At 54.4% G+C, this 20,607-nt stretch carries 23 protein-coding genes; 14 read left to right on the top strand and 9 right to left on the bottom strand.

All coding sequences use genetic code 11. From position 1 onward, the window contains the following. The first annotated feature begins 15 nt into the window (after positions 1-15). On the top strand, positions 16-828 hold the full coding sequence (hpnC, locus tag HT085_RS05285) for a squalene synthase HpnC (protein ID WP_020997346.1): 813 nt from the start codon (positions 16-18) through the stop codon (positions 826-828). Between the two features lie 72 nt (positions 829-900). Here the strand turns inward: hpnC and HT085_RS05280 are convergent, their stop codons facing one another. Further along, positions 901-1,371, bottom strand: a complete 471-nt coding sequence (locus tag HT085_RS05280) for a DUF1841 family protein (protein WP_003688307.1) — start codon at positions 1,369-1,371, stop codon at positions 901-903. 90 nt (positions 1,372-1,461) lie between these two features. On the opposite strand from HT085_RS05280, the gene HT085_RS05275 reads away from it, so the two are divergent. Then, positions 1,462-3,303, top strand: coding sequence for a protein-disulfide reductase DsbD (locus HT085_RS05275; protein WP_003696987.1), 1,842 nt, complete (start codon positions 1,462-1,464; stop codon positions 3,301-3,303). Positions 3,304-3,816: 513 nt separating this feature from the next. Here the strand turns inward: HT085_RS05275 and HT085_RS05270 are convergent. Continuing rightward, positions 3,817-5,013, bottom strand: coding sequence for an acetate kinase (locus tag HT085_RS05270; RefSeq protein WP_017146846.1), 1,197 nt, complete (start codon positions 5,011-5,013; stop codon positions 3,817-3,819). Positions 5,014-5,363: 350 nt separating this feature from the next. Between HT085_RS05270 and HT085_RS05265 the strand changes: the two genes are divergently transcribed. The 10 genes from HT085_RS05265 (at position 5,364) to HT085_RS05225 (ending at position 11,654) form a co-directional block, all read left to right on the top strand. Continuing rightward, positions 5,364-5,663 carry an HLGFF motif protein gene (locus HT085_RS05265; protein WP_003688314.1) on the top strand — a complete coding sequence of 100 codons (300 nt, stop codon included), beginning with the start codon at positions 5,364-5,366 and terminating at the stop codon, positions 5,661-5,663. Beyond that, entirely contained in the window at positions 5,663-5,848 is a 186-nt protein-coding gene (gene ccoS, locus HT085_RS05260; RefSeq protein ID WP_003688317.1) for a cbb3-type cytochrome oxidase assembly protein CcoS, read from the top strand. The genes HT085_RS05265 and ccoS overlap by 1 nt, the downstream gene beginning before the upstream one ends. Then, positions 5,838-7,148 carry an MFS transporter gene (locus HT085_RS05255; protein ID WP_003691051.1) on the top strand — a complete coding sequence of 437 codons (1,311 nt, stop codon included), beginning with the start codon at positions 5,838-5,840 and terminating at the stop codon, positions 7,146-7,148. Before ccoS ends, HT085_RS05255 begins: the two co-directional genes overlap by 11 nt. A gap of 155 nt (positions 7,149-7,303) precedes the next feature. Beyond that, entirely contained in the window at positions 7,304-8,038 is a 735-nt protein-coding gene (dnaQ, locus tag HT085_RS05250; protein ID WP_003688321.1) for a DNA polymerase III subunit epsilon, read from the top strand. Further along, positions 8,035-8,724, top strand: coding sequence for a 2-C-methyl-D-erythritol 4-phosphate cytidylyltransferase (gene ispD / locus HT085_RS05245; RefSeq protein WP_003691053.1), 690 nt, complete (start codon positions 8,035-8,037; stop codon positions 8,722-8,724). The genes dnaQ and ispD overlap by 4 nt, the downstream gene beginning before the upstream one ends. Positions 8,725-8,755: 31 nt before the next feature. Next, a complete protein-coding gene (ispF, locus tag HT085_RS05240) occupies positions 8,756-9,238 on the top strand; it encodes a 2-C-methyl-D-erythritol 2,4-cyclodiphosphate synthase (RefSeq protein WP_014581401.1) in 483 nt (160 codons plus the stop codon). 76 nt (positions 9,239-9,314) lie between these two features. Continuing rightward, positions 9,315-9,986 carry a ribose-5-phosphate isomerase RpiA gene (gene rpiA / locus HT085_RS05235; RefSeq protein ID WP_003688327.1) on the top strand — a complete coding sequence of 224 codons (672 nt, stop codon included), beginning with the start codon at positions 9,315-9,317 and terminating at the stop codon, positions 9,984-9,986. Positions 9,987-10,054: 68 nt separating this feature from the next. Next, positions 10,055-10,729, top strand: a complete 675-nt coding sequence (locus tag HT085_RS05230) for a thermonuclease family protein (protein WP_025455787.1) — start codon at positions 10,055-10,057, stop codon at positions 10,727-10,729. A gap of 15 nt (positions 10,730-10,744) precedes the next feature. Beyond that, complete coding sequence (locus HT085_RS11750) at positions 10,745-10,924, top strand: hypothetical protein (RefSeq protein WP_002212887.1); 180 nt, start codon at positions 10,745-10,747, stop codon at positions 10,922-10,924. Further along, entirely contained in the window at positions 10,908-11,654 is a 747-nt protein-coding gene (locus HT085_RS05225; RefSeq protein WP_003688329.1) for an amino acid ABC transporter permease, read from the top strand. Before HT085_RS11750 ends, HT085_RS05225 begins: the two co-directional genes overlap by 17 nt. Positions 11,655-11,840: 186 nt before the next feature. Here the strand turns inward: HT085_RS05225 and HT085_RS05220 are convergent, their stop codons facing one another. From HT085_RS05220 to HT085_RS05195, 7 genes are all read right to left on the bottom strand, one after another. Beyond that, positions 11,841-12,101 carry a hypothetical protein gene (locus HT085_RS05220; RefSeq protein WP_003691056.1) on the bottom strand — a complete coding sequence of 87 codons (261 nt, stop codon included), beginning with the start codon at positions 12,099-12,101 and terminating at the stop codon, positions 11,841-11,843. Between the two features lie 5 nt (positions 12,102-12,106). Continuing rightward, a complete protein-coding gene (locus HT085_RS05215; RefSeq protein ID WP_025455788.1) occupies positions 12,107-13,525 on the bottom strand; it encodes a sulfatase-like hydrolase/transferase in 1,419 nt (472 codons plus the stop codon). Positions 13,526-14,092: 567 nt separating this feature from the next. Then, a complete protein-coding gene (gene argS / locus HT085_RS05210; RefSeq protein WP_003688336.1) occupies positions 14,093-15,811 on the bottom strand; it encodes an arginine--tRNA ligase in 1,719 nt (572 codons plus the stop codon). A gap of 91 nt (positions 15,812-15,902) precedes the next feature. Continuing rightward, a complete protein-coding gene (gene pncB, locus HT085_RS05205) occupies positions 15,903-17,111 on the bottom strand; it encodes a nicotinate phosphoribosyltransferase (protein WP_010358295.1) in 1,209 nt (402 codons plus the stop codon). A gap of 40 nt (positions 17,112-17,151) precedes the next feature. Continuing rightward, complete coding sequence (locus HT085_RS05200; RefSeq protein WP_003691060.1) at positions 17,152-18,006, bottom strand: segregation and condensation protein A; 855 nt, start codon at positions 18,004-18,006, stop codon at positions 17,152-17,154. Positions 18,007-18,115: 109 nt separating this feature from the next. After that, entirely contained in the window at positions 18,116-18,247 is a 132-nt protein-coding gene (locus HT085_RS12055) for a hypothetical protein (protein WP_003704139.1), read from the bottom strand. A 3-nt stretch (positions 18,248-18,250) separates the two neighbouring features. Continuing rightward, positions 18,251-19,027 carry a tRNA threonylcarbamoyladenosine dehydratase gene (locus tag HT085_RS05195; protein WP_003688340.1) on the bottom strand — a complete coding sequence of 259 codons (777 nt, stop codon included), beginning with the start codon at positions 19,025-19,027 and terminating at the stop codon, positions 18,251-18,253. 216 nt (positions 19,028-19,243) lie between these two features. Here HT085_RS05195 and HT085_RS05190 point away from each other — a divergent pair, with 216 nt between their 5' ends. After that, positions 19,244-19,708, top strand: coding sequence for a universal stress protein (locus HT085_RS05190; RefSeq protein WP_003688341.1), 465 nt, complete (start codon positions 19,244-19,246; stop codon positions 19,706-19,708). Between the two features lie 81 nt (positions 19,709-19,789). After that, positions 19,790-20,518 (top strand): ribonuclease PH, encoded by a 729-nt coding sequence (gene rph / locus HT085_RS05185; RefSeq protein ID WP_003688342.1) that lies wholly within the window; start codon positions 19,790-19,792, stop codon positions 20,516-20,518. Positions 20,519-20,607: the final 89 nt, after the last annotated feature.

Below are 20,607 nucleotides of genomic sequence, written 5' to 3'. Positions count from 1 at the left end.
ATGGATGGAGAAGGTATGTCGGTTGGGCATTATGAGAATTTTCCCGTCGGTTCGCTGGTTTTGCCGCGCAGGTTGAGGAAGCCGGTTCATGCGGTGTATGCGTTTGCACGGACGGCGGACGATATGGCGGACGAGGGCAGTATGCCGTCTGAAGCCAGGTTGTCGGGGTTGGAGGGTTTGCGGCGCGAGTTGGACGTGTTGGCATCGGGCGGCCGGTCGGCGCATCCTTTGATTGCACGATTGGATGCCGAGGCGGTTGTGCCGTTCGGTTTGGATTTGCAGCCGTTTTATGATCTGCTCTCGGCGTTTTCGCAGGATGTGGTTAAAACGCGGTACGCGCATTTCGGCGATCTGACCGATTATTGCCGGCGTTCCGCCAACCCTGTCGGACGCATTATGCTGGCTTTATACGGGAAAACGGATGCGGTGTGCGTAGCGCAAAGCGACGGTATTTGTACGGCTTTGCAACTGGTGAATTTTTGGCAGGATGTAGCTGTGGATTGGCAAAAGGGCAGGGTTTATATCCCGCAGGACGATTTGTTGAAATTCGGTGTTTCTGAGGAACAGATCGCAGCAGGACGGGCGGATGCGGCGTTTCAGCGGCTGATGGCGTATGAGTGCCGGCGTGCATTCCGTATGCTGAAGGCGGGTTCGCCTTTGGCGCGCGAATTGAAAGGGCGTATCGGTTTGGAACTCCGTATGATTGTGTTGGGGGCGCAGTTGATTTTGCAGAAACTGGACGCGTGCCGATACGATGTGTTTGCACAACGCCCCGTTTTGGATAAGAAGGATTGGTTGATTATGTTGAAACGCGCGTTGTGGAAATGATTGGGGGAAAATGAATGCCGTCTGAAAGGGGTTGTTCCGCTTCAGACGGCATTTTGCAGGCGGTCGGTATGGTCAGGCGATTTCATGCGGGTTTAACCTGGCTTGATCCTCTGCACCCAAGCCGATGAGTTTGCGCAGTCGGGTCATGTAGAAATTGACATCCAAACCGGTGCCGTAGCGTTGCGCCGTCCACAGTGTTTCCGCCAGTGCCTCCATCATTTCGTGTTCGGCTTCCGGCCAGCCGCGTTTGGCGCACAGGGTGTCGTGGATGGCGCGTATGCCGTGCGGCTGGTCTATGCCCGCCTGTTCTTGGACGGACAAATGCAGCGACATATGCAGGAAGGGGTTGCTTTCGCCGTTTTCGGGCAGCCAGTCGGTGTCCAGATGGTCTTCGATGCGTTCGAGATAACGGTGGTATTCGGGATGGGCTTCGACAATGCGGAGGGCTTTCTGTTCCAACGCGCCCAATTGCAGCGGATTGAGCCGCTGCTGCCACACGCGGGCGAAAAAGCGGCGGACATCGTGGGTATTGACATCGTACATGGCGGGTCCGATAAGATGTTTATGGAAATAGGTTCGGATAATGGCGGGTTTTACATAAATTAAATCCTACCGTCAACCTTACCATTTATAATGCGGACAAATTATTTGTCTGAAACGGATTCGATTATGAAAAAACTGATTTGCCTGTTCGCCGTATTTTTGATGTTGTGCGGACGGGCTTTCGCGCTGGATGCGAACGATCTGCTGCCGCCGGAAAAGGCATTCGTGCCGGAGCTTACTGTTGCCGACGACGGCGTGAACGTCCGTTTCAGGATTGCCGACGGATACTATATGTATCAGGCGAAAATCGTCGGCAAGACCGATCCGGCGGATTTGTTGGGACAGCCTTCTTTCAGTAAGGGCGAAGAGAAGGAAGACGAGTTTTTCGGCAGGCAGACGGTTCACCATCACGAGGCGCAGGTTGCCTTTCCTTATGCAAAGGCTGTCGGCGAACCGTATAAATTGGTTTTGACCTATCAGGGCTGTGCCGAAGCCGGCGTGTGCTATCCGCCCGTGGATACCGAGTTTGATATTTCCGGCAACGGCACTTACCATCCGCAAACCGACGAACCGGCATCCGCCAAAGACCGTTTTTTGCAGCCTTCCTCTCAAAACGGCAGCGGGGCGTTGCCGCCCCCGAAGGGGGACGAGGGCGGCGACGGCCGTTTCAAGCTGTCTTGGGATACGCTCAACGCCAATCTTTTGGCGTTTTTTCTCGCCGGTTTGGGCCTGAGTTTTACCGCTTGTATGTATCCCCTGCTGCCGATTGTGTCCAGTATCGTGGTCGGTGACAAAAAGGCGGGCAAGGCGCGGGCGTTTGTGCTGTCCGTCGTTTATGTTCAGGGTTTGGCTCTGACTTATACGCTGGTCGGCATTGTTGCCGGACTGACGGGCGCGCTGCTGACCGTATGGTTGCAGCAGGCTTGGGTCGTGTTGGCGGCATCGGCTTTGATGGTCGTCTTGGCGCTGTCTATGTTCGGGCTGTTCAACATCCAGCTTCCCAACGCCGTACAGTCATATTTCCAAAACCAGAGCAGCAGGCTCTCCGGCGGTAAAATCGTTTCCGTCTTTATTATGGGCATTCTGTCCGCACTGATTGTCGGACCGTGCGTCGCCCCGCCGCTGGCGTTTGCCTTGGGCTATATCGGTCAGACGGGCGATGCGGTTTTGGGCGGTTTGGCACTTTACACTTTGGCGTTGGGCACCGGCGTGCCGCTGATTGCCATCGGCACGTTCGGAGGACATATCCTGCCTAAGGCGGGCGATTGGATGAATGCCGTCAAATACGCTTTCGGCTTTATCCTGCTTGCCGTCGCCGTTTACCTCGCCACGCCGCATTTGCCCTATTATCTCGTCGTCGCGCTGTACACGCTGCTGATGCTGGTTCCTGCCTTTATGCTGCTGGTCAACGGACGCAGGCAGAAACGCCGTCCGAAAGCTGTGGCATTCGCATTGGGCAGCATATTGCTGATAGGCGGCGCGTGGTTCGGCTGGCAGGGCGCAAACGGCAAAACGACCGCGCTGCACCATTTCTTGACCCTCAATCCGCCGGCCGAAGCAGGCAAATTTTCGGAACACGGCAAAATGTTTGCCGATACTGCCGCGCTGAAGGCAGCGATGGATACGGCGTTGAAAGAACATCCCGACAAACCTGTCGTTTTGGATTTTTATGCCGACTGGTGCATTTCCTGCAAAGAAATGGCGGTTTACACGCTCAATCAGCCGGAAGTGCATCAGGCAGTCGATATGGAACGCTTTTTCCAGATCGACGTAACCGCCAACACGCCCGAACATCAGGCGTTGTTGAAAGAATACGGTCTGTTCGGGCCGCCGGGCGTGTTTGTCGTCCGCGCCGACGGCAGCCGCAGCGAGCCGCTGCTGGGTTTTGTCAAAGCAGACAAGTTTATCGAGTGGTATGAACAAAACCGCTGATTCCGATGTTTCAAATGCCGTCTGAAGTTCTCAGACGGCATTTTTGTCAGACAGGAAAACGGCAATATCCGCTATACACACGGAAGCAGTCCAAAGATGTGAAAACCGTGTGTATAAGTCGGTTTGCGTATTGAAATTAAAAGATAAAAATACGATGATTAAAAAATAGGCATAAGAAAAGATAAACACAGCCGGTGTTTGCCGGTGTGTGTATCTTTTGTGGAAAAACATCTTAATGCCATGTATTTTATGGAAAATAATAACATGATTAAAAAATAGTCAATCATTAAGGTTCAGGTAGGCGGCTGCAACCGTCAATGTCTGAAAAGAGGTAGTGCTGTTTAAGCATGGAAAGCCGGATATAGTGGATTAACAAAAATCAGGACAAGGCGACGAAGCCGCAGACAGTACAAATAGTACGGCAAGGCGAGGCAACGCTGTACCGGTTTAAATTTAATCCACTATAAAAAAACTGCCTCCGTTTCCGGAGGCAGTTCGCGTGAGGATAAAACCTTACAGACCGCTCAAACGGGCGGTATCGTGGGCAATCATCAGCTCTTCGTTGGTCGGAATGACCACGGCAACGGCTTTGCTGTCGGCAGTGGTAATCACGCCGGCGTTGCCGAAGCGGGCTTTCAGGTTGGCTTCTTGGTCGATGTTCAGACCGAGGAAGCCCAAGTAGCCGATTACGCGTTCGCGGATGATGTCGGAGTTTTCGCCGATACCGCCGGTAAAGACCAGTGCGTCCAAGCCGCCTGCGGCAACCGCCATACTGCCGATGTATTTGGCAAGGCGGTAGATAAACATATCCAAGGCCAATTTCGCGCCTTTATGCCCCTTGGCGGCTTCTTCTTCAATGGTGCGGCAGTCGTTGGACAGGCCGGAAATGCCGAGCAGGCCGGATTTTTTGTTCAGCATGTCGGTGATTTGGGCAATGGTCATATTGGCGTTTTCGGCGAGGAAGCCGAATACGGAAGGATCGATGTCGCCGCTGCGCGTACCCATTACCAGCCCTTCCAGCGGGGTCAGGCCCATACTGGTGTCGCGCGATTCTCCGTTGGCGACGGCGGTGATGGATGCGCCGTTGCCCAAGTGGGCAATGACCATACGCAGGTCTTTTTTGTCTTTGCCGAGGAAGTGCGCGGTTTCGTCGGCAACGAAGCGGTAGCTGGTACCGTGCGCGCCGTAGCGGCGCAGGCCGTATTTTTCATACAACTCCTGCGGAACGGCGTATTTGTAGGCGACTTCGGGCATGGTTTGGTGGAAGGAGGTATCGAATACGACGACGTTGGGCAGGCCTTTGAAAATGCTTTGCGCGGCACGCAGGCCCAAGAGGTGGGCGGGATTGTGCAGAGGAGCCAGCGGGATGCATTTTTCGATGCCGGCGATGACTTCGTCGTCAACGAGGATGGATTCGTTGTACAGTTCGCCGCCGCTGACGACGCGGTGGCCGATGGCGCCGATGCGGCTGTCGAGGCCGTGGGCTTCGAGTTCTTCCATCAGGGCTTCGACCGCGCCGGTGTGGTCGGGGTGTGCGGACAGATCGACTTTGTGTTTTTCGCCGTTTACTTTGAATGTAATGTAGGCATCGGGCAGGTTGAGTTTTTCGGCAAGGCAGCTCAGCAGGACTTCGCCGCTGCCGTTATCCAGGACCGCGCCTTTGAGGGACGAGCTGCCGCAGTTCAAAACCAAGATCAATTTTTGGGACATTTTCTTACTCCGGAAAGTTTCAGACGGCATTGGAATCGGACACGGATACTAATCGGATTCGTGCCGAATCCGCTTTGCTTTCCTTGACGGGAAAGTAGTGGAGCCGTCTGAAACGGTTGATAAAAGAAGCAGGCTATTCTAGCAAAAAATCTTTGCAATTGCTTGGCTTAATCGGGCGTTTGCGTGAAAATGGCGGAAGTCGGGTATTTTGACGGAAAAAAGGGGGATATGCGGTTTGCCGGTGTTTTCGGCTGGGGGAGGGAGAATTTCTTTGCATTTTTCCCGTCCAAACTGGTACATTCGCCCTGTTTTTAGTTGATGCCCTCTGAAAAAAGGCGGGTGGGGAATTTATGCATTATTTCAGTATTCATGACCAATCGGGACGGCATATAGGCTTTTTCATCCTTCTTGCCGACGACGAATCGGAAGCACGGCTGCAGAGCGGGCGTTTTGCCGTTAAATTGGAAGATGGGACGGGCAACCATGTCCTGTCGCCGTTCGGTCAGACGGAAATTCCCCAATATTGGCGCGTGGTCAAAGACCGTATCGAGCTGTTTTTTGACGAAGCCCCCGTCGGAACTTTGCGTAACGAATATCTGACCGTGTCAGGGCAGACTTTTGTTTTGAACGATTTGATAGGGAATATGTGATGGAAAGTATGTTTATTCTGGTGCCCATCAGCATTATTTTGGCATTTGTCATCGGCTGGTTTTTCTGGTGGTCGGGCAAAAACGGACAGTTTGACGATTTGGAAGGACCGGCGCACCGCATTTTGATGGATGATGATTCGACAAGTAAACTGATTGAAAAAGAGAAGGAAAACGATGGACGCTAAAAAAGGCGGTTTGGGACTGGTTAAAAGCCGCCGTTTCGGGCCTCTTTTCGCTACGCAGTTTCTCGGCGCGTTCAATGACAATGTGTTCAAAACCGCGCTGTTTGTGATGATCGGGTTTTACGGTTTGGGGCAAAACGGCGTTCTGCCTGCCGGACAGATGTTGAACTTGGGCGCACTGCTGTTTATTTTGCCGTATTTCCTGTTTTCCGCGCTGTCGGGGCAGTTGGGTAACAAATTCGACAAGGCCGTTTTGGCGCGTTGGGTCAAGGTGCTGGAAATCATCATTATGGCGGTGGCGGCATACGGGTTTTATATCCGGTCAGCCCCGCTGCTCTTGCTCTGCCTGTTTTGCATGGGCGCGCAATCGACGCTGTTCGGCCCGCTTAAATATGCCATTCTGCCCGATTATCTCGACGACAACGAGCTGATGATGGGCAACAGCCTGATTGAATCCGGTACGTTTGTCGCCATCCTGTTTGGTCAGATTTTGGGAACGGCGGTTGCCGGCGCGCCGCCTTATATTGTCGGGATACTGGTTTTGCTGGTCGCCGTCGGAGGAACGGCCGGCAGCCTGTTTATGCCGTCCGTACCCGCCAAGGCTGCCGATACCCAAATCGAGTGGAATATTGTCCGTGGTACAAAATCCCTGCTGCGTGAAACGGTGCGGCACAATCCCGTTTTTACCGCCATTATCGGCATCTCGTGGTTTTGGTTTGTCGGCGCGGTTTATACCACGCAACTGCCGACCTTTACCCAAATCCATTTGGGCGGCAACGATAATGTTTTTAACCTGATGCTTGCTTTGTTTTCCATCGGTATTGCCGCCGGTTCGGTACTGTGTGCCAAGTTCGGCAGGGAACGGCTGATGTTGGCTTGGGTAACGGTTGGTGCGTTGGGTTTGACGGTTTGCGGCCTGGTTTTGGTGTGGCTGACGCACGGACACCGTTTTGAAGGGCTGAACGGCATTTTTTGGTTTTTATCGCAAGGATGGGCATACTCCGTGATGGCGGTGATGACGCTGATCGGCTTTTTCGGCGGATTTTTCTCCGTTCCGCTCTATACCTGGCTGCAAACCGCCAGCAGCGAGACTTTCCGCGCCCGCGCCGTTGCCGCCAACAATATCGTTAACGGCATCTTTATGGTTTCCGCCGCCGTTTTGAGCGCGGTATTGCTGTTTTTGTTTGACAGCATTTCCCTGCTGTATCTGATTGTCGCCTTGGGCAATATTCCGTTGGCGGTATTTTTGATTAAGCGCGAAAGGCGGTTTTTAGGCGCGGCGGCAATCAGGAAAAAACCTTGAATGCCGTCTGAAAAAATTGTCCCCAAAATACACAATCCGCCTGCCCAATGTTGTGAACACACTGTGAATAAGTGGGTTTGTGCATTGAAATGAAAACAGAAAAATACATTGCTTAAAAAATAATCAATTTACGAAGACAGAAGAAAGACACCGATATGATGACACGCCAAATCATCCTCGATACCGAAACCACCGGCCTGTATGCCGACGGCGGCGACCGTCTGGTCGAGTTTGCCGGTCTGGAAATGGTCAACCGCCAAATGACCGACAAAAACCTGCACCTCTATGTCCACCCCGAGCGCGATATGCCCGAAGAGGCGGCACGCGTCCACGGCTTGACGATACAGGTTTTGGAAGAGAAAAACGCGCCGCCGTTTGCAGAGGTCGGCAGGCAGATTGCCGATTTTCTGCGCGGTGCGGAACTGATTATCCACAATGCCAAATTCGATGTGGGCTTCCTCAATATGGAGTTCCGCCGGATGGGGCTGCCGACCGTCGAGGAACTCGGCTGCACCGTTACCGATACCCTGGCGATGGCGCGCGAAATGTTCCCCGGGCAGAAAGCCAGTCTGGATGCCCTGTGCAACCGTTTTTCCGTCGACCGCAGCAAGCGCGTCCTGCACGGCGCATTGATCGACTGCGAACTTTTGGGCGAAGTCTATCTGGCGATGACGCGGCGGCAATTCGACTTGATGGGGGAGACCGAGGAGGAAGAACCGACAGCCAAACCTGTTGCATCTGCCGAAATGAAACTCGGTGCCAAACTGAAAGTGATTAAGGCGGATGAAGCCGAACTGGCGGCGCACGAAGAATATCTTGACGGCTTGGGCGAAGCCTGTATTTGGCGTAAGGAAGCCGTGCCGTCTGAAAACGGCGGGGAAAACGCATGAAACGCAAAAATATCGCGCTGATTCCCGCCGCCGGCATCGGGGTGCGTTTCGGTGCGGACAAACCCAAGCAATATGTCGAAATCGGAAGCAAAACCGTTTTAGAACATGTACTTGGGATTTTTGAACGGCATGAGGCCGTCGATTTGACCGTCGTTGTCGTCTCGCCCGAAGACACGTTTGCCGATAAGGTTCAGACGGCATTTCCACAGGTTCGGGTGTGGAAAAACGGTGGACAGACCCGCGCCGAAACTGTCCGCAACGGTGTGGCAAAACTGTTGGAAACCGGTTTGGCGGCGGAAACCGACAATATTCTGGTACACGATGCCGCCCGCTGCTGCCTGCCGTCTGAAGCTCTGACGCGGTTGATAGAACAGGCGGGCAACGCCGCCGAAGGCGGGATTTTGGCAGTTCCCGTTGCCGATACGCTCAAGCGCGCAGAAAGCGGACAAATCAGTGCAACTGTCGACCGTTCGGGGCTTTGGCAGGCGCAAACGCCGCAGCTTTTTCAAGCGGGTTTGCTGCACCGCGCATTGGCTGCGGAAAACTTGGACGGCATTACCGATGAAGCGTCCGCCGTGGAAAAACTGGGTGTGCGTCCGCTACTGATACAGGGCGACGCGCGCAATTTGAAACTGACGCAGCCGCAGGACGCATACATCGTCAGGCTGCTGCTCAATGCCGTCTGAAATTCAATTCAAAACATCAGGAACACAAACGATGACGAATATCCGTATCGGACAGGGCTACGATGTCCACCAATTGATCGAAGGCAGAAAGCTGATACTTGGCGGAGTTGAAATCCCATTTGAAAAAGGGCTGCTCGGGCATTCCGATGCCGACGCGCTGCTGCACGCCGTTACCGACGCGCTGCTCGGTGCGGCAGGTTTGGGCGACATCGGCAGCCATTTTCCCGACACCGCCGCAGAGTTCAAAGATGCGGACAGCCGCGTCCTTTTGCGTGCGGCGTATCAAAGCGTTCAGGCGCAGGGTTGGCAGGCGGTCAATGTCGATACGACCGTGATTGCACAGAAACCCAAACTCGCACCGCACATTCCGCAAATGCGTGCCAACATCGCCGCCGATTTGGGTATCGATATTTCGTGCGTCAATATCAAAGGCAAAACCAACGAAAAACTCGGCTATCTCGGGCGGATGGAAGGCATAGAGGCGCAGGCGGCGGTATTGCTGGTACGGATTTGAACGCGGCGGGCAGGACGTGCAAAAAAATGTTAAGATGGCGGCTGTTTGTTGATACGGTTTCCCAAAGGATAAAAATATGACGACACAAGACGAACTCAAGCGCATCGCCGCCGAAAAAGCAGTCGAATTCGTACCCGAAAACGAATACATCGGCATCGGTACCGGTTCGACCATCAATTTCTTCATCGAAGCCTTGGGCAAAAGCGGTAAAAAAATCAAAGGCGCGGTTTCAACCTCCAAAAAATCCGGCGAACTGCTTGCCCGGTACGACATTCCCGTCGTGTCCCTGAACGAAGTGTCCGGTTTGGCGGTCTATATCGACGGTGCGGACGAAGTGAACCACGCCCTGCAAATGATTAAGGGCGGCGGCGGCGCGCACCTCAACGAAAAAATCGTCGCCAGCGCATCAGAAAAATTCGTCTGCATTGCGGACGAAAGCAAATATGTTTCCCGGCTGGGCAAATTCCCACTGCCCGTGGAAGCCGTCGAAAGCGCGCGCTCCCTTGTTTCGCGCAAACTGCTTGCCATGGGCGGACAGCCCGAACTGCGTATCGGCTACACCACGTTTTACGGCAACCAAATCGTCGATGTCCACGGCTTGAATATCGATCAGCCGCTGACGATGGAAGATGAAATCAACAAAATCACCGGCGTACTCGAAAACGGCATATTCGCCCGCGATGCCGCCGATGTGTTGATTTTGGGGACGGAAGAGGGTGCGAAAGTCATCTATCCCTGCCAAGGGTAATCCTGACGTTAAGATGCCGTCTGAAATCCGGTTCAGAGATGTTCAGACGGCATCGGCATTTGAAAAATATGCAGATTAAAAAAATCATGAAATGGCTTCCCGTCGCCCTGTCGCTTTTGGGCGCGTTGGGTTATACGGGATACGACAGCGAGCTTGTCCGTACCGGTATTGCCGTACTGAATGAATTGGGTGTAGAGGAGAGTGCGGGTAGGTACGAAACACCCGTTCGCCGCCGGGCATCGGCGAAATCCGGCCACAGCTACACAGGCACGGTGTCCAAAGTCTATGACGGCGATACCCTTCACGTCATCGACGGCGACGGCGCGAAACATAAAATTCGGATGGCGTATATCGACGCACCGGAGATGAAACAGGCTTACGGTACACGTTCGCGCGACAACCTGCGCGCGGCGGCGGAGGGTAGGAAAGTCAGTGTACGTGTGTTTGAAACCGACCGCTATCAGCGCGAAGTGGCGCAGGTATCCGCCGGCAAAACCGATTTGAACCTGATGCAGGTGCAGGACGGGGCGGCGTGGCATTATAAAAGTTATGCTAAAGAACAGCAGGATAAGGCGGATTTTGCCGACTATGCCGACGCTCAAATTCAGGCGGAAAGGGAACGCAAAGGATTGTGGAAAGCTAAAAATCCGCAAGCGCCGTGGGCGTACCGCCGGGCAGGCAGGAGCGGCGGGGGCAATAAGGATTGGATGGATTCCGTGGGCGAATGGTTGGGCATTTGGTAAAGACACCGCACGGCCTTGAACGGCAAATGCCGTCTGAAAACCGCGCGCCCTGCATTTTTGCGGAGACGCGCAACCGCCGTCTGCCGCGATAAAAAAGTTCAGGCGGCGGTTTTTACGGTAAAATGGCGGATTATTTTGCAACGGCGGCAGTTCCGCCGGTTTTTGATACGGACGGTTTATGGATTTTCGTTTTGACATTATTTACGAATACCGCTGGATGTTTCTTTACGGCGCACTGACGACCTTGGGGCTGACGGTCGTGGCGACGGCGGGCGGTTCGGTATTGGGTCTGTTGTTGGCGTTGGCGCGCCTGATTCACTTGGAAAAAGCCGGTGCGCCGATGCGCGTGCTGGCGTGGGCGTTGCGTAAGGTTTCGCTGCTGTACGTTACCCTGTTCCGGGGTACGCCGCTGTTTGTGCAGATTGTGATTTGGGCGTATGTGTGGTTTCCGTTTTTCGTCCATCCTTCAGACGGCATTTTGGTCAGCGGCGAGGCGGCAATCGCGCTGCGTCGCGGATACGGGCCGCTGATTGCCGGTTCTTTGGCACTGATCGCCAACTCGGGGGCGTATATCTGTGAGATTTTCCGCGCGGGCATCCAGTCTATAGACAAAGGACAGATGGAGGCGGCGTGTTCTTTGGGACTGACCTATCCGCAGGCGATGCGCTATGTGATTCTGCCGCAGGCATTGCGCCGTATGCTGCCGCCTTTGGCGAGCGAGTTCATCACGCTCTTGAAAGACAGCTCGCTGCTGTCGGTCATTGCTGTGGCGGAGTTGGCGTATGTTCAGAATACGATTACGGGCCGGTATTCGGTTTATGAAGAACCGCTTTACACCGCCGCCCTGATTTATCTGTTGATGACGACTTTCTTAGGCTGGATATTCCTGCGTTTGGAAAAACGTTACAATCCGCAACACCGCTGATTGGAGTCATATCAACAAAAAGCTGCCCGGGTATTCATTTGGGGCGGCTTTTTTGTGGCAAAATTTAAATTCAAAGAGAAAACGCCCTATGCCGTCTGAAAGTCTTTCAGACGGCATCTGTCAGCCTCACGCAAGAGGGAATCCCAGCTGTTTGGTTTCAATTTTTTTTGGGTGATGTATGAGCCGTCATTCCTGCGCAGGCGGGAATTCTGTCCGTTGTTTTCGAGTTTCGGTTTTTCCGATAAATTTCTGCGGTTTCCGGGTCTGGATTCCCGCTTTCGCGGGAACGACGGCGGATGGTTTCTGTTTTTTTGATAACTTCCTGTGATTTTGGATTTTTGGATTCTTACAAAGCAATTTATCGGAGATGATGAAAAAAGTGGGCCTGAGGAGGTCGGTCTGTCTGCAAAATGCCGTCTGAAGGCTGTTGGTGCGTTCAGACGGCATTGTTGTTATTTGATTTTGAAGTGCAGCCAGGCGACGTGTCCCTGTTTGAGGTAGCGGAAGGTTTCATTGAGGTTGCCGACGGGCGGCGGATGGTCGCCGACGATGATGACTTCCGTGCCTTTCATTTCGGGGCGTCGGATCAAATCCGCCAGTTGGTCGAAGAATTGGGTGTGCAGGCTGAAATTGCGGCAGAGGTCGGTTTCGGCGGGCAGGCCGTATTCGGTGCATTTGAGCCTGTGGTTGAAAATGTCGGATTCGGGATAGTCGGCGTGGCTGGTCAGCGTCATCCAGTAAAACAGTCCCTTGTCGTGTTTTTTGAAAAATGCCGACACTTCGCCGAACAGCTCGCTGTCGCACACGCCGCCGAAAATGGCGCAGGTTTTTTTACCGATCAGGTTTTCGGCGGTTTTGATTTTTTGAAAGCCCGCCCTCGGATACCAGCTGAAGCGGTCGTAAAGCGAACTACCCGCGCCGTGCATCGCAAAGGTGGCGTAACCTTCTTGTTTCAAACGGTTGGGGAGGCAGCGGGCAAATTTTTCGTCGGGCGCGCGGCGCAGTGCGAACCCGCGCAAACCGCCGTAGGCGCACAATTCGCGCATTTCGCCTTCGACCGTCGCGCCGATGAAGGGAAAACTGCCGCTTTCCCAAACCGAAAAACGGTCTTTTTGCGCCAGCAGTTTGGCAAAAGTGGCGTTTTGAAGCTCGGGATTGCCCGGCAGCCCCCAAGATTCGGCGACGATAAAGAGGATTTTTTGAGATTTCGGCTCACTCAGCCGCGTGGCGGCACGCTGCTGATTGCCCAAGGGGAGGAAGACGGGGTCGACCAGGCCGGCGGTAATAAAGTCGGCATTCTGGCTGACGGTGTAGAGCATCGCCTGACTTTTGGCGTAATAGAAGTTGTTTGCGCCGAAGATATTGGCCATCCGCCCCCGGTCGTAGTAACTCAAATGGCCGGTGAAATAGCCGGCTGCCGCCACAACGGCGGCACAGACGGCAATGTGTCGGAAGTCGGTTTTGACGGCGGCTTTTTGCAACACAAACGGCATCGCCAGCATATACAGCAGCAACAGCCCGGTCATTATCTGATAAGGGGCGGGGGCGGTCAGGATGAAGGGGACGAGGTTGATGGCGCCGATGAGGTCCATAAAAGGGAAGAGTTGGATCACCATCATCAGCCCGTCAAACAAAACCGCCGGCCAAAACGCCAATACGCCGGCAATTTTGACGAAACGCCAAGGCAGGGCGATCAGCAGCGCGGCGGGAAGGTAGTCCAAATTGACAATCGGGCGGGCGGTGGCGGTCAGCAGTGCCAAAACCCAAAACACCGCATTGGGGACCAGCAGTATCAGCAGGGACAGCAGCAGCCGTTTCGGCAGGAATGGCGGCAGCGTCCATTGTTCGGAGAGCAGGGCGTGAATATTCATCGTATTTCCTTTTCGGTTGAAACCCCGCCACTCGGACATCTGTCCTTCGGGGCGGCAGGATCAGACTATATTTAGGAAGGGGCGCAACCCCTTCCAAATCAGGACGACACATAGGGCGGTACTTTATATGTCGTCCTGTGTGTTGAAACATCTGCATTTCTTTCTGAAACAGGGGTATTTGAAACAGAGAACCGGATGGCGGAACGATGCCGTCCGGGCGCAAAAGCGCGGCACGGTGCGGCAGGGGCGCGCACGCGTGTTGAGGGAAGGAAAACAGGGAAAGGAGGCGGGCTGAAACCCTGCCTGAAGAAAAGGCGGGTTTGAGGGGCGGGAAAAGGGGAATAAGCCGCGCGGAAAGTGCGTGCGTCGGCAGGAAGGGGGGTTATAATTTTTTGCTTGCTTGCTTGCTTGCTTGCTTGCTTGCTTGCTTGCTTGCTTGGCGTTTGTCTGTTTCGCATTTTGGGAGGGGCGGCGGATACGGTGTATCGCGCCGCTTTTTTCAGATTCGGATGAGGATGGTCCGCCGGTTGATTGCAGGGCTGTTGTCCGCAATCGGGCGGTGCGGTTTTACATTACGTCCAACACATCGATGCCCAGCAAATCCAAGCCTTGTTTCAGCGTGTTGCCGGTGAGTTTTGCCAGTTGCAGGCGGCTGTTGCGGCTTGCGCCTTCGGCTTTCAAAATCGGGCAAGCTTCGTAGAAGCGGCTGAACAGGGTGGCGGCTTGGTAAAGGTAGGCGGCGAGGTAGTGCGGATACGCGGTGTCCGCCACGCTTTGCAGCACGTTTTCAAATTTCAGAAGCTCGGCGGCAAGCTGTTTTTCCAGTGGTTCGGTCAAAACGGTCGGTGCGGTTGCGTCCCATTCTCCGGCTTTGCGGAACACGCTTTGCACGCGGGTGTAGGCGTATTGCAGGTAGGGGGCGGTGTTGCCTTCAAATGAGAGCATGGCGTCCCAGTCGAACACATAATCGCTGGTGCGGTTTTTGCTTAAATCGGCGTATTTGACTGCGCCGATGCCGACGGTCTTGCCGATTTTGGCGGCTTCATCCGCGCCCAATTCGGGATTTTTTTCTTTCACCAAAGCGGTGGCGCGCTCGACGGCTTCGGTCAGCAGGTCAACCAGTTTTACGGTGTCGCCGCTGCGCGTTTTGAACGGTTTGCCGTCTTTGCCCATCATGGTGCCGAAGCCGATAAACTCGGCTTTTGCATTTTCAGGCAGATAGCCTGCTTTGCGGGAAGTGGTAAAGAGTTGCTCGAAGTGCAGGGCTTGGCGGTGGTCGACGACGTACAGCAGGCGGCCGGCTTTCAGACGGCCTATGCGGTAGCGCAGGCACGCCAAATCGGTGGAAGCATAAAGGAAGCCGCCGCCTTGTTTTTGCACGATAAATGCGGCGGGTTCGCCCTCTTTGTTTTTGAACTCGTCCAAGAACACGACTTTCGCGCCGTCGTCCTCAACCGCCAGGCCTTTTTGAACCAAATCATCGGCTACGGGCTGCAAATCGTCGTTGTATTTCGATTCGCCCGCCACATCTTCGGGGCGCAGCTTCAAGCCCAGCGTGTCGTAAACGGCTTGGGCGTGCGAGAGCGAAATATCGACAAACTGTTTCCACAATGCCAACACGGTTTCATCGCCGCCTTGCAGCTTCACAACGTATTCGCGCGCGGTGTCGGCAAAGGCAGGGTCTTCGTCAAAACGTACTTTGGCGGCGCGGTAAAACTGCTCCAAATCCGCCAGCTCGAACGCGGCATTGTCTTTTTGCTGCTCGACCAAATAAGCGACCAACATGCCGAACTGCGTACCCCAGTCGCCGACATGGTTTTGGCGGATGACGGTGTTGCCCGTAAATTCCAACACGCGTGAAATGCTGTCGCCAATGATGCTGGAGCGCAGATGGCCGACGTGCATTTCCTTCGCCAGATTAGGCGAAGAATAGTCGATAACGACGGTTTGCGGTTGGGCAGTTTTCGCTACGCCGAAACGCGCGTCGTTCAAAGCCGCATGAATGTTTTGAGCGAGAAATTCGTGGCGCAGGCGCAGGTTGATAAAGCCGGGTCCGGCCACTTCCGCGCTTTCGATGACGGCGTTGCCCGCCAATGCGTCGGCGACCTTTTGCGCCAGTTCGCGCGGATTTTGTTTGGCTTTTTTCGCCGCACCCATCACGCCGTTGATTTGGAAATCGCCGTGTTCGGCATTTTTGGTCGGCTGCAAGACAACGGGGCTGCCGGCGATGCCTGCGGCGGCAAAGGCGGCGGCGGCTTCGTGTTCGACGGTTTGATGTAGGTTCATGAAGTTCGGTCTTTCGGTTAAATTCAAATCAGGCGGTATTTTAAAAGATTTTATGCGGCGGAAACAGGAATTGTACGCTTTTTCTGCCGGTTTACGGCGTTCTAGGTTCGGGTATGCCGAACACTTGGCGCAGGTAGGCGAGGAAGGTGCTGTTGTTGGTCATGGTTTTGCCCGGCGAGTCGGAGAGCTTGGCGACGGACTGCCCGTTGCATTCGACCAGTTTCAACACGATATTCAAGGGCGTATGCCCCATATCGTTGGTGAGGTTGGTGCCGATGCCGAAGCCGGTTTTGAAGCGGCCTTTGAAATATTGGTGCAATGCCCAAGAGCGTTCGATGTCCAGCCCGTCGGAGAAGGTCAGCATTTTGGTGCGGCTGTCGATTTTGAGCTTTTGATAGTGGGCGTAGGCTTTGTCGCCCCAAACGTAAGGGTCGCCGCTGTCGTGGCGCAGCCCGTCGAAGAGTTTGGCGAAATAGAGGTCGAAATCGCGCAGGAAGGCATCCATACCGACCACGTCGGTCAGGGCGACGCCCAAATCGCCCCGGTATTCGTGCACCCAGCTTTCGAGCGCGGCCTTTTGGAAATTACGCAGGCGCACGTCGAGGGCTTGGAAGGCTTGGAGGAATTCGTGCGCCATGGTGCCGATGGGGGTGATGCCGAGTTTTTTGGCGAGGTAAACGTTGCTTGTGCCGCGCACGATGCTTGGGGCGGCTTCGAGCAGGGTGCGGATGACGTGTTCCTGCCACGCGAGCTTGTAGCGGCGGCGCGTGCCGAAGTCGGAAATCAGGAAGGGCGGTTCGTCCGGATTCTGTGCGGCGGCGATTTCTTTCAGGCGCGCGGCTTTGGCTTGAAGCCGGCGTTCGCCTTCTTCGATAACGGCAGGGGTTTCCAGCCGGCGGAAGTAAAGTTCGTTGACAATGGCGAGGATGAAGATTTCAAAAAACATCGCCTGTATCATCGGGCCTTCGATACGGATGTTCAGACGGCCTTTATCGTCTGTGCCGACTTCGACAAAGCGGCGTTGGAGCTGGAAGAGTTCGAGATAATCGACAAAGTCGCTTTTGATGAAACGCAGGGAGCGCAGATAGCCGAGTTCGTCGTGGGTGAAGCGCAGCCGGCAGAGCGCGTCGAGTTCGGCTTCCAAGTCTTCCCTGATGTCGGCAAGCGGATAGACGGTCGAGACGTTGCGGCAGCGGAATTCGTAAAGGCTGTGCGTCTGCGGAAACTGGTGCAGGACTACTTGCAGCATAGTGAATTTGTAGAGGTCAGTGTCGAGCAGCGAATGTATGATGCCGGTCATATGGCGTGTCTCCCGATTTCTGGTGGCGGCTTGGGGCGTATTAGAACACATCGCGCCCGCCCCGTGTGCCGAAAATGCCGTCTGAATGCGCCCCCTCATGATTGAGGCTGATTCGGATTTCTCCGAAACCGTCTTCCTGTACGATTCCGACCAATCCTTCTTTGGCAAGCTCCAACAGGGCGATGAAGTTGACGATCACGTAAGCCGCGCCCTGTTCGGGATTGAACAGGGCGTGAAACCTGCATATCCCGTGTTCGTTCAAACGGCGCAGGATTGCCGTCATTTGCGCGCGCACGGAAAGGGTTTCTTGGATTACTTCGTGGCTGCGCGTATGTTTTGCCCGAGAAAGAATGCCCAACCATGCCTGCATCAAATCGGCGATGTAAACCTCGGGCAGCTTCGTCTCGGCTGCAATTTCCAGCGGCAGGTAAGCCCACGCGAAATCCCGTCCCGCACGCGGCAGCGCGTCCAAACCCTGCGCCGCCAGTTTCATTTGCTCGTAGGCAAGCAGACGGCGCACCAACTCGGCACGCGGGTCGGCCTCTTCGTCTTCGACGGCTTCGGTACGCGGCAGCAGCAGGCGCGATTTGATTTCAATCAGCATTGCCGCCATCAAAAGATATTCCGCCGCCAAATCAAACTGATAGGCTTCCATTTGGGCAATATAGTGCAGATACTGCCCGGTAATTTCCACCATCGGAATATCGAGAACATCGATGTTCTGCTTGCGGATAAGGTAGAGCAGCAGATCCAAAGGGCCTTGGAAGCTGCCCAACACGATTTTCAACGCGTCGGGCGGGATAAACAAATCCTGCGGCAAATCGGTAACGGGTTGGCCGAATACCCATGCGACAGTGTGCTCGGATGGTGCGGATAGGGCAGGGATGGGCGGCATGGCGTGAATTGGTAAGTGAATTTTAATATAAGTTTACAAAAGAAAACAATCTGCCGGCATTCACGCATAATGTGGTCGGGCAGATGTTCGGACGGCATTATAACGGCTTTTAAATGCAAATATTTTGAAAAGGAGTAGATTGTGAATACGGTTTTAGGCGTGCCGATGTTGGTTTTTCTGAACCGACAGCTTGATTGCCGCGTTTGTTCAAATGCCGTCTGAATCCTGTTTCAGACGGCATTGCTTATTTTTTGCCCGCGATGTGTTCCACCGCCGCCTGTGCGCAATACAGTCCGAACGAAGCGGTAACGAGCATACTTGCGCCATAGCCGGCGCATGACAAGCCCTGCGGCGCGGCATCGGCAGAACACGCTGCGCCCGATTGCGGCGGCATGATATTTTCGGTCGAATACACGCACGGCACGCGCATTTTTTCCTTAGTATCGCGGCTGAAGCCGTAGCGTTTCCGCAAGGTGTAGCGCAGGTTGGCAAGCAGCGGGTCGTGGGTTACGCGGCTTAAATCGGCGGTTTGAATCAGGGCGGGATTTTTCTGTCCGCCCGCGCCGCCGCTGAGGACAAACGGTTGTTTGCGTTCCACAAAATAAGCCGCCATTGCCGCTTTGACGCGCACTTGGTCGATCGCGTCGATGACGAAATCAAAACCTTTTCCGAAGTATTCCGGCAAATTGTCTTCGGTAACGAAATCTTCAATTTCAAATACTTCGCATTGCGGATTGATTTGTGTAATACGTTCGCGCAAGGCGGTAACTTTTGCTTTGCCGAAGTCGCCGGTCAGGGCGTGCAGCTGGCGGTTGACATTCGATTCGGCAACGTTGTCCAAATCAATCAAAGTCAAACGCCCGATGCCCGTGCGCGCCAAAGCCTCGACCGCCCACGAGCCGACCCCGCCCACGCCGACCACGCAGACGTGTGCCTGTGAAAAGTGCGTCAAGGCAGAGTCTCCGTAGAGTCTGGCGATGCCGCCGAAGCGTCGCGAAGAGGTCAAAGCGTTGTCGGACATGGTCGAATCCTGCAAGATTGCGTCAAATCAAAAAGTGAACGAAAGCCGGCAAAAAATGCCTGACTGCACGAAAGCGGCATATTATACTGGAAAGCAGTCAGGCTGTTCGGCTGTTGTATAAAGCCCGACGGCGGGTCTATAATGAAACGGCGCAGACTGCCTTTGCGCAAACCTGAAGAGACGGCACCGTGAGACGGTGCAAAAGGAGAATACGATATGTACAAACATCTGGTCGTTGCCGTTGACGGCAGTGAAACGTCCATCAATGCCCTGAAACACGCCGCCGAGCTTGCCGGGGTCAACGGTGCGCGTCTGACTTTGGTACACGTTGCCAACCCTGCCGAATATATGGCGCTCGCCCCCGAATTTTTGCAACACGAAAGTTACGAGGCCGCCGCCGTCGCGCAAGGCAACGAGGTTTTGGATGCCGCCGAGCGCACCGCCCGGGAACTGGGTGTGGGAAATACCGTCAAACACCTGCTGGTTGCCAATAAGGGTGCGCGCGAAATGGCGCAGGATTTGGTCGATTATGCCGATGAAAACGGTGCCGGCCTGCTGGTGTTGGGCACGCACGGGCGCACCGGGCTGATGCACCTTTTGATGGGCAGTTTCGCCGAAACGGTAATGCGCCAAAGCCACCTGCCGCTTTTGATTATCCGTAGCAAAGCCGAAGAGGCGTAGAAATTTTCAGTTTGAAGGCCTTAAATGTGATTTTTCATATTTAAGGCTTTTTAATTTATCTGTTTTTAACGGGAGGGCAGTATGCCTGATTATATCCGCACCTCACGCGCCGCCGACAGCCTGCGCGATATCAAAATCACCCCTCATTTCCTGCCGCATACGGACGGTTCGTGCCTTATTGAATGCGGTAATACCAAAGTGATTTGTACCGCTTCCGTGGACGAAAATGCCCCACCGTTTCTGCACGGCAAAAACCAAGGCTGGGTAACGGCGGAATACGGTATGCTGCCTGCCTCAACCGCTTTGCGTATGCGCCGCGAAGCTTCGGCGGGCAAACAGTCGGGACGCACACAAGAAATCCAACGCTTGATCGGGCGTTCGCTGCGCGCGGTCGTGGATATGGAAAAACTCGGCGAACGACAAATCCTGATTGATTGCGATGTGATTCAGGCGGACGGCGGCACGCGTACGGCTTCGATTACCGGTGCGTTTGTCGCGCTGCAAATCGCCGTCGGCAAACTGGTTTCAGACGGCATTTTGAGTGAAAACCCCATCCTTGAAGCTGTTGCCGCCGTATCAGCGGGCGTAGTGAACGGCGTGCCGCTTTTGGATTTGGATTATCCCGAAGACTCCGGCTGCGACAGTGATGTGAACATCGTCATGACCGCATCGGGGAAAATCATCGAAATACAGGGAACGGCGGAAGGCGCGCCATTCAGTTTGGACGAGTTGGGCAAACTGGTTGCACTGGCGCAAAAAGGCATAGGCGAACTGCTGCGTTATCAGCAAAATGCGTTGTCCGTTGCTTAATTACTGTCCGTATGCCGTCTGAAAACCGTTCAGACGGCATTTTGTCAAAAATCTGAAAGAACAGGTTTTTCGCTGACCGCTGTCAAACG

It is taken from the genome of Neisseria gonorrhoeae (assembly GCF_013030075.1).
Classification (GTDB): Bacteria; Pseudomonadota; Gammaproteobacteria; order Burkholderiales; family Neisseriaceae; genus Neisseria; species Neisseria gonorrhoeae.
This window is presented reverse-complemented; position numbering and strand designations above follow the sequence as displayed.